This is a genomic window from Coleofasciculus sp. FACHB-712, from assembly GCF_014695635.1.
In the GTDB taxonomy this organism is placed as follows: Bacteria; Cyanobacteriota; Cyanobacteriia; order Cyanobacteriales; family FACHB-T130; genus FACHB-T130.
Genome location: NZ_JACJOQ010000480.1, coordinates 1 through 9,277 on the forward strand (window position 1 = coordinate 1; position 9,277 = coordinate 9,277).

Below are 9,277 nucleotides of genomic sequence, written 5' to 3' on the forward strand. Positions count from 1 at the left end.
GCTATCTATCCCATGACTCCATCTTCCTCCACCACTCCAACTGCACCTACGGCTGCCCATATCGTCACGAAAACTTGGACTTGGCAAGGTTTTCCCATCTGCTACCAGACTCAGGGAACTCAAGGGCCAGCGGTTGTGCTGGTACATGGATTTGGGGCATCTTGGGGGCACTGGCGCAAAAACATCCCGGTGTTGGCTCAAAATTGCCGCGTCTATGCCATTGACTTAATTGGCTTTGGTGGTTCCGCGAAACCCACCCCAGGGGGCAAGATTTCCTACACCTTTGAAACTTGGGGACAGCAACTCGCTGATTTTTGCCGCGAGGTGGTAGGAAGCCCCGTTTTTTTAGTCGGAAATTCCATTGGCTGTATTGTGGCAATGCAAGCAGCAGTCGATCACCCAGATATTGTCTTGGGAACTGCCCTCATTAACTGCTCTCTGCGGCTGCTGCACGACCGCAAACGCGCCCAGTTGCCCTGGTATCGCAGCTTTGGGGCACCTATCGTTCAACGACTGCTGGCAGTTAAGTGGATTGGCAAATTCTTCTTTAGCCAACTTGCCAAGCCGAAGGTGGTAAGAAAGGTTCTCCTGCAAGCCTACAAGCATCCGGAAGCGGTGACAGACGAACTGGTGGATATGCTCATGGCACCCGCGTTTGATGAGGGGGCTGTGGACGTTTTTGTAGCCTTTACCCGCTATTCTCAAGGGCCCCTGCCGGAAGACCTGCTGCCCCTTTTGCCCTGCCCGACAATCATACTCTGGGGAACGGAAGATCCTTGGGAACCCATAGAACTGGGGCGAGAGTTTGCCAATTACCCCAAAATTGAGAAGTTTATTCCCATCGAAGGTGTCGGTCATTGTCCCCAAGATGAAGCGCCTGAGTTAGTTAACCCGATTTTGCAGGATTGGATATTGCAGCATTCAGCCACATTAACCACAGAATTGACTTCTCTCAAGGAGACTTGACAGAGAAAGACCAGCGATATGATTTCGTTTTGCCATCTAGAATCCGAAAACGAACTTCAGCGCGATGAGTCCCTGACTCAGAGAAATTGGGAGTGTAACGTATTTCGAGGTGGCTAATAGGCCAGTCGCGGGTGTTGCCAATTTGAGACTGGCTTGTAACATCTACCCCATCAACAAACAACTGCACCGATCTAGGATCGGCCTGTTCCCCTAATCTAAAGCTCAATGCAGCCGCGACATACTGCACATAAGTCTGTGTTGACTCTTCAGGGGGAAACACCTTCAACAGCTGGGCAGGTCGAGGCGCTGAAGAGGCCATCAACAGAAGACTCAATAAGGTTCCTGAAAGCTGATTCATCGGAAAACTACCTGGAACGACACAAGTCGAGGATGGCACAAAACTCTAAAAGTAGCCTTGTAAAAAGGGGCTGAAAAATTTACCGACCCGCAGACTCTAGAATCATCTGAAAATACTTAGAAGTGCTGGAATTGTGGCATCAGTGCTGCACCTTTATCAACTTAATAGTGCGCCCATATTTTTCGCAATGGACATCCCAGTGTTTGCTCTAGCAAGTGAAGCTGGCTCTTGTCAAGGTCAGTGTTAGGGTGGCGTGCTTCTAAGATAAAACGAGCGAAACCAGCGGGACACTCATACCGCAAGTCATTTAACGAACAGACAATACCGCAACAAGGCACGATAACCATCAGATCGTTGAATCTTGTGCCGTATGCGGTGTCCATAGCTTGTTGCCACCAGAGAGTTTCCAGGTGGGATAAACAGACAGGACATAAGATTTGTTCCAAGTTGCTGCCTGGGTCAACAAATTCCACGTCATCTGTGACTCTGAGATACACCCGATCTGCTTGCGGGACAAAAGACTTGAGCAATTGCAAGGTCATTTGTTGCGCTGCGGTATTGGGTACAAGCTGTGGAGCCGTTGGAATCAATCTCAGGAAGTCAACAGACATCTAAGCGATCGCCCCTCGGCACTTCTAAGCAGCCACTAATACTACAAAAATCCCCTGTTTGGGAATTGGTAGCTGAGAAAAAGTTTTAAGTTTTGAATTTTAAATTAAAGAACTCTCTTCAACTCAAAACTCAAAACTCTCATTACCAATCACCCATTTAAAAAGAGTCCCGACTAGCACTCCGCTTAAGCCAGTCCTGACCCAGCTGAATCGTCACATCCGAAACCAGGTTGCCAGTGCTTTCAACCCGCACTTCCCCGAATCCCAGCGAACGGTAGATGGCTTTGGCACTATTTCCATCTCCCTGTTGAGCCACTACGTGCGTTACCCGCAACGGTTCGGGCCACGGGTCGTCAACGTAGACGTTTCGGTAGCCAGCATTCCTTAGCGTGTTGATTAAAGATTGGACAGCCTTCATATCACCTGTACTATCTTGAATCGCTACCCGGATATAGGCTGGGTCAGTTGCTTCACCACCGTCCAATCCCTGGTCAAAATGCTGCGCCATCATCGTCTGGATGCGGCGGCGATTTGGCACCCAGTAACTTACCTCATGATGCCCACTGCCACTAAAGTCACCCGGTACCATTAACATTTGCACTTGGGAACGGTCGGTCTTGACACCATAGCCAACCAGGGCTAGTAACTCCTCAACCGTTAAGTTGGTGTCAATATGCGACTGAATAACCGAAAGAATCTTCGGCATTCTCGCTAAAGTGGTTGGATTCAGTGCTTGTTCCATCAGTGCCCGCATTACCATTTGCTGCCGCTGAATCCGACCGATGTCGCCATACTTGTCATAGCGGAAGCGCAGCAATTGCAGCACTTGATTGCCATTGAGATGTTGTTTTCCTGCTTTCAGGTTGATGTACAGGTGCTGGCTATCATCTCGATATTTCATATCCCTGGGGACATAGACGGTAACGCCACCCAAGGCGTCCACCAGCTTTTCTACCCCCTGAACGTTAATTCGGATGTAGCGATCGATTCCCACGCCGCTGAGGAGTTCGCTGGTTGCCTTAGCACTGAGGGCTGGCCCCCCCTCAAGATTCGCTGCATTAATCTTGGTAACGCCGACGCCCTCCACAAAGGTGCGGGTATCCCGTGGGATTGATAAAGCCGCGATTTTTTGCGCCTCCGGGTCAAACCGCAGCAAGAGCATGGTATCTGATAGACCCTCGAAGGAGTTTACCAGGGCGTGGTATCCCAGATTTTTCGTTTCAGGAGGAGGGTTATCCAGGTCGGAGGAGATGACCTTGATTCCCATGACTAAGATATTTACCGGGCGGGTCAGTTCTGGCAATCGCATACTGGTGCGGGAAATGCGATCGCCATCAAACACCGCAGCTTCTTCCGGACTTAGCTGGCTTTGCAGCAAAGGCGTACTGGAAAAAGACACGGCTAACAAAGCTCCCGCAGTTGCTGACAGCATTGCCACCCCAGTCAAGCCCAACCCAAGCCAAAGCCAGTTCACCTGGTTTCGTTTTTGAACAGGCCTTTTCTTGATGGGTTGATTGGATGTTTGCCCCCACGGGCGTTTTTCAGGAATTTTTCGGGCTGACACTGGCTTCCTCACACACGCAAAAAAGATAACACGAATTTGTGTTCAAGGTAGGGGCGCGGAATCTGGCAATCTGGAGCTGGGACGTTTATTTCTCACAAAATCCGTCCTTAAGAAGGATTGCACTAGAACACTCATAGCAGTTTTTCTACCGATTTACTGCAAAATCAGGCAAACACTGGCAAGAGTTTAACCTCATTTCGATAGAGATGCGTAGGCTAGAGGGAGAACCAGCTATCAAGTGCATAGGCCGAATCTTCATTCAACCTTCCCCATTCCTTACTTTTGTTCAAGGAAAGCATCCGGATACAAATGGGTTGCACTGGTAACTCCGGTTGCTTTCTTTAAAAAAATACTGTGCGCCTACAACCTCTCTTGCCTCGTCCCAAGCTGAGGCGAACCAATACACGCTCGTTTAGGACAAGTGTTTGCGAACGGCTCCCTCCGCAAGCCCGCTAACACCCGGAATACGTACAGACTTCCGTTGCCACAGACGCACCATCAACCATAAGCTGACCAAAAAATAACCCGATGTCAATAGACCATTGATAAATAACAAACGCAGGGTTAAAGTTTCTGAAGCTTGTGCAACTCCAGCCCCCAATAAACCGTATGCCAACAGCCAACCGAGAGCCAGCGTCACTGACAGCCTACTCACGGTTTGTTGTTGCCGGTTGCTATCACGTCGGTATAACGTCCAGAGGGCCGGGAAAAAGCCAACTACAGGAATCAAATAGATAAACAGTTGGTAAAGTGGGGTTTCCAACCTGTCCCTCTTGATGTCTTGATTTTCAAACGGGTCAATGTCTTTCATTTTGGTTCCACAATAGACCCCATAAATAGAACGGTTCCAGTTTGATTATCTCGAATACAAGCGAAAAACGGGCGGTTAACAATCATCTCGAAGGGTTCCTCTGGCATCGGTGCAGATGTTGTCATTACTCCGACGGCAGTGACTGCGGCTGCTTCGGTTCCTGCTTCGTTCACTTCCACAAAGGTTTTGTGCTTGACTTGATTGAGCTGGAGTGGGATAGAACTCATCTGAGTAAAATTAGCATTTGAGTCGAAAGCTACTTCCATACCCAGCGCTTTGAGAGCGTCGTTGAGTTCTATGTCGTAGTCCATTTTGAAGCGAGGCATCTGGATGAATCCCGGTTTCGTTTTGAATTGAGTCATCCATTCCTCCCAGTTTTCAGTATTTAGCTGCTGGTAAAAATTTGTAAGTTTAAAATTTTCTTTTGGCAGAAAAACATATAAGCTAAGTTTTCCTTTTCCGTAGGGTAGACTAATGGCTTGAAACTGGTCGTTTTCGTAGTATTTATATTTATCCCTTTGAGACATCATTGGGTGTTGTTTCTGAGTTCCATCGGAAAGGTAGAACGGTTCAGTTGTTGTTTGCTTCTGGTCAAATTTCTTTGTCCAAGTCCCTTTGAAGTAAAGAGCGTTGATCAAAAATAACACTTGATCGGGTGGAATTTCGTTGACGATTGAATTGATTTTACCGCGAGTATTTTGTTTTACCCAGTTATTAATGTCAGATATAGCGCTGGTTTTTCTAAAGTCTAGTTCTGCAATTTGCGCCTGATAAAATTGGCGATTTTTTTGAAGAAAATCTGGGTTAAAAGAGACGCCTTTCTTTGCCCAAAGAGAGTTGGCAATGGTGAGCTGCACTTGGGGGTCTGGATTTTCTAAGAGCGCTTTCAAGGCGTCATTGGATTGATTGACTTCTTGTAGGCTTAATCCTTGCAATTCCAAGGTTTTTGCCATTGCTTGTTGAGTATCGCCGCTAGCACCGTTGTAGGTCATCGAGAGTGCGATCGCTACACTAGAAGGCGACACAAAAATATTCTTGCCGCTGTCCTTTTTTAAAATTTCCTGGAATAGTTTGAACCCAAATTTTGTATTCGCCGCAACCAGTCTCGAATCCACGGTTTTCTTCTGGCGCTGACTGATGGTAGGAGAGGTTCCAGGCTGCCTGGGTTCGCCCATTGCAGCCTGCGGATTTTTGACCATCGACCATCCCAGTAAACCGAATAGGATGATACTGACTGATGCGATCGCTACCATTAAACTGAACATTGGTCGCTTCATATAGCTGTTTATATTGCCGTAACATTCCTTTTCTAGAATGACGGCTAACAGCCAGGGACGTTCCACTGGTTACGGTTTTGGCAACTGATACCAATTTACTATTTTGATGTCACATTTGCGATCCCCCAACCCCCCTTCAAAAGGGGGGCAATAGACGTATTTGTGGCAGACATAAAGTGAAATGGTATGAACTGGATCGAAGAAGGTTTAAGGAGCGTGTCTATAGAAGGCGCGATATTTTGTTAAACGCACCCCTATATTCTTCAATCTCAAATCGCGATTCTATGTTTAATTTTTCCCTTTGAGTAGCTCTTTCGCCGGTACCGTCCACCAAGCTAAGGCATAGGCTTGAGTATTTTCATTGAATTTCTGACGATAGTGGACGCGAATTTTGTAGCGACCCGTGGCAGGAATTTCCTGAAAAATGTGTTCTACACTATCAACATCGCTTTCCGAAGACCAGATACTCTTGCTGATATCATTATCTTCGGCTCGCATCAGGTAGATATCGAGATTGTTTAAGCCGCGATCGCTAAAACTTTCCCCAACATCAAACTGCTTGTTGTTATTTTGATCTTGTAACTCCACGCGCCTATCCCAGGCGAGCGTAATCGAGGCAAAACTCCCTTGCTGCAATGGTTGGTTCAAGACATAATCCTGAAATGCAGACTCCTTCACTGTGCGGTAATCCCAACCGACCAACGGCACCGGCTTTTCAGAATTCCACTGACCGGGACTAAATTGCTGGTAAGCCCGAAAAGTATTCATCTGTCCGGTACCCATTTGGAAGTCTAATGGGATTTTCCGGTCTTTGTAAGCATCGGAGGCTAACCAGTCGCGGTTATCTTTAGTCAAAATTGTGCGACTCATCGCTTGGCGCAGTCCATCGCCAGTGTCTTTGATTTTTTCTGCGGAGTTCAGCAGCACAGCTTTCATAACTTCATGACGACGGGCGTCTGGAGTCCAGTTGGGCTGTTGTGTTCGCAGTTGGCGATCGCTATATTCTTGTAATAACGCGACAGATGCGGTGACATGGGGAGCCGCAAAACTCGTTCCCGTAACCCGACTTTCCTTACCCTTAATATCTAATACCTCGATCTGGCTACCGGGTGCTACTAAACTAATCGAGCGACGGGGGCCAACATTAATTTCCCGGTCAAGCAGACGCTTCGCAATCCCGATAGGCGCAGCGCTCAAGTTGGCAAAATCTACTTTCGTAAAAATTCCCTCGCGGCGCGTTGTGTAAGCAACATTGACGCCATTATAGTTATCGGTGGGAATCGGAATCCCGCCAGTCCCTTGATTCCCCGCTACTACATAAAGCGAGTCGTGGACGCGAGCAGACCAGTCAATACACTGGGTTAACAGAGCGTTGCCATCCAGAATCGGGTTCGGTCGAGAATCTCGCTCCAGAGACTCTCCAAAACTAAAGTTAATTGCCCGAACATCGCCCCCGTTTTGCATCGCCACATACTGCGTGGATAAGCACTCTTCCGGTTGACCTGTTTTTTGCGGTGCGCCAACCGCTGAAGCATAAAGTCGTGCCTGCGGTGCCACGCCTGGTAAACCTTTATCCGAGCTAATCATCACGCTTGCTACCATTGCTGCGTGCCCATCAACATTACTATCTGCTTTGGCTGGGGCATCTCGATAAAAGACTCGGATCAAGGAGAAAGCTCGATTCCGGGAAACCGCTTTATCCAAACCAAATTGTCCCGGTCTTCCAATCTCCACTTGACCGATAGCAATCTTACGACCCAATAAGTTATAAGGAGCAGCGTGTAGCCTTTGAGCATCAATGCCCGCTTCTCCTAGTGATGAGGTTTCGTTAGCCAGAGAGGAAGGAGCGGTTAACGCGGTAATTCCCAGCCCCCAAACAAGCCATGTTAGTTTTTTAAAAATCTGCTGGTGAGCCACGCAAGCTTCTCCACTGAAGTTTTGAAGGTTGAAGGTTGAAGGTTGAAAATCTTAGTTTCAAGGTTGAAGGTTAGAGATTGAAGGTTAAATTCACACTTCATCGTTCATACTTCATACTTTTTTAAGGCTTGCCACGTCTTTTGTTAAACTGAATACCAGACGAGGACGCAAGAGAGTATAAATAACCATGACCCAAACGCCATCCCAGAAGCCGATTGTTATCGCTCCATCAATCCTATCAGCTGACTTCAGTCGATTGGGAGAGGAAATTCAGGCGGTGGATGCCGCCGGTGCAGATTGGATTCACGTTGATGTGATGGATGGTCGCTTTGTTCCGAATATTACAATTGGTCCGCTGATTGTAGAAGCGATTCGTCCTGTTACCCAAAAGCCACTGGATGTCCACTTGATGATTGTGGAACCAGAAAAGTATGTCGCAGATTTTGCGAAGGCGGGGGCAGATCATATCTACGTTCATGCGGAACACAACGCTTCACCGCATCTGCACCGGACTTTAGGACAAATCAAGGAACTGGGTAAAAAGGCGGGTGTTGTTCTCAATCCTTCTACTCCTTTGGATTTGATTGAGTATGTGCTGGAGATTTGCGACCTGGTATTAATTATGAGCGTTAACCCCGGTTTCGGCGGTCAAAGTTTTATCCCAGAGATGGTGCCGAAAATCCGGAAGTTGCGTCAAATGTGCGATGAACGCGGTCTTGACCCTTGGATTGAAGTGGATGGCGGACTAAAAGTAGATAATACCTGGCAGGTTTTGGAAGCGGGAGCGAATGCAATTGTTGCTGGTTCTGCTGTGTTTAAGGCGAAGGATTATGCACAGGCAATTGAAGGGATTCGCAATAGTAAGCGTCCTTCACCAGAATTAGCGACTGTGTAGAAAGAATTTAATAATTTGCCTGTAGAGACGCGATGAATCGCATTCCTACTAGATGAAAAAAGCCTGCGATCGCGGGCTTTTTTTGTTATTAGGAGAAGCGTGCCAGAATAAGTACCAGCATTTGGCAATCGTGAAAGATGGTGTGGACAGATGGGCAAGCATTGTTTGGCGATCGCTATTTTATCGAAAAGAGGCTAGGCGAAGGCGGTATCGGCATTACCTATCTCGCCAGAAATAAACGCGGCGAACTGCGGGTAATTAAAACCCTGAGAGAACAAATTCTCAATCATCCCGCTTGGATACCGCGCCAAGCAAAACTACGGCAAGATTTCCGGGATGAAGCGCTGCGACTGGCTTTATGTCGCCACCCTCATGTTGTGCAGATAGAAAATGTCTTCGATGAGGGAAATCTGCCTTGCATAGCGATGGAATACATCGAAGGCGAAGACTTAGATCAGCGAGTCTTCCGAATCGGCGTACTATCGGAACCGGAAGCGCTGCAATACATCCGGCAAATTGGCGACGCTTTAACGGAGATTCACGAACGCGGCTTGCTGCATCGGGATCTCAAGCCCAATAACATCATGTTACGCGCTGGTAAATCAGAAGCCGTGCTGATTGATTTTGGCATTGCCAGAGAATTTATCCCCAATGCTATCCAGACGCATACAGAAAATCTTACTCCTGGCTACGCGCCACCCGAACAATATATCCCCAATGCCGAACGGGGAGAATATATTGATGTCTATGCTCTAGCCGCTACATTAGACCTCTTGCACGAATCAGCTAACCAGAGCTAGCTCAAAGTTGATGATGCCTGCGAGTAGATGCACTCGGCGCGTAAAGTGCCGCCGTCGATTCCGATAGCGCTCAGCCAA

8 protein-coding genes and 1 pseudogene are annotated in these 9,277 nt (G+C 47.8%); 3 read left to right on the forward strand and 6 right to left on the reverse strand.

Going from position 1 to position 9,277, the window contains the following annotated elements; genetic code table 11:
- The first annotated feature begins 12 nt into the window (after positions 1-12).
- Positions 13-966 (forward strand): alpha/beta fold hydrolase, encoded by a 954-nt coding sequence (locus H6F50_RS15675; RefSeq protein ID WP_190429412.1) that lies wholly within the window; start codon positions 13-15, stop codon positions 964-966.
- On the opposite strand, the gene H6F50_RS15680 is transcribed toward H6F50_RS15675, so the two are convergent.
- From H6F50_RS15680 to H6F50_RS15705, 6 genes are all read right to left on the reverse strand, one after another.
- On the reverse strand, positions 953-1,324 hold the full coding sequence (locus H6F50_RS15680; protein ID WP_190429408.1) for a hypothetical protein: 372 nt from the start codon (positions 1,322-1,324) through the stop codon (positions 953-955). The genes H6F50_RS15675 and H6F50_RS15680 overlap by 14 nt on opposite strands.
- A gap of 161 nt (positions 1,325-1,485) precedes the next feature.
- Positions 1,486-1,935 (reverse strand): hypothetical protein, encoded by a 450-nt coding sequence (locus H6F50_RS15685; RefSeq protein ID WP_190429409.1) that lies wholly within the window; start codon positions 1,933-1,935, stop codon positions 1,486-1,488.
- Positions 1,936-2,092: 157 nt separating this feature from the next.
- Positions 2,093-3,499, reverse strand: coding sequence for an LCP family protein (locus tag H6F50_RS15690; RefSeq protein ID WP_190429410.1), 1,407 nt, complete (start codon positions 3,497-3,499; stop codon positions 2,093-2,095).
- Positions 3,500-3,911: 412 nt separating this feature from the next.
- Positions 3,912-4,310, reverse strand: a complete 399-nt coding sequence (locus tag H6F50_RS15695) for a hypothetical protein (protein WP_190429411.1) — start codon at positions 4,308-4,310, stop codon at positions 3,912-3,914.
- Positions 4,307-5,587 (reverse strand): serpin family protein, encoded by a 1,281-nt coding sequence (locus H6F50_RS15700; RefSeq protein WP_190429413.1) that lies wholly within the window; start codon positions 5,585-5,587, stop codon positions 4,307-4,309. Before H6F50_RS15700 ends, H6F50_RS15695 begins: the two co-directional genes overlap by 4 nt.
- Positions 5,588-5,875: 288 nt before the next feature.
- On the reverse strand, positions 5,876-7,504 hold the full coding sequence (locus H6F50_RS15705; RefSeq protein ID WP_347275916.1) for a S8 family serine peptidase: 1,629 nt from the start codon (positions 7,502-7,504) through the stop codon (positions 5,876-5,878).
- 187 nt (positions 7,505-7,691) lie between these two features.
- Here H6F50_RS15705 and rpe point away from each other — a divergent pair, with 187 nt between their 5' ends.
- Together rpe and H6F50_RS15715 are read left to right on the forward strand one after the other, a co-directional pair.
- Positions 7,692-8,399, forward strand: coding sequence for a ribulose-phosphate 3-epimerase (rpe, locus tag H6F50_RS15710; protein ID WP_190414261.1), 708 nt, complete (start codon positions 7,692-7,694; stop codon positions 8,397-8,399).
- A 137-nt stretch (positions 8,400-8,536) separates the two neighbouring features.
- Positions 8,537-9,166, forward strand: a pseudogene (locus tag H6F50_RS15715) (serine/threonine-protein kinase); the annotation flags it as partial.
- Positions 9,167-9,277 lie beyond the last annotated feature (111 nt).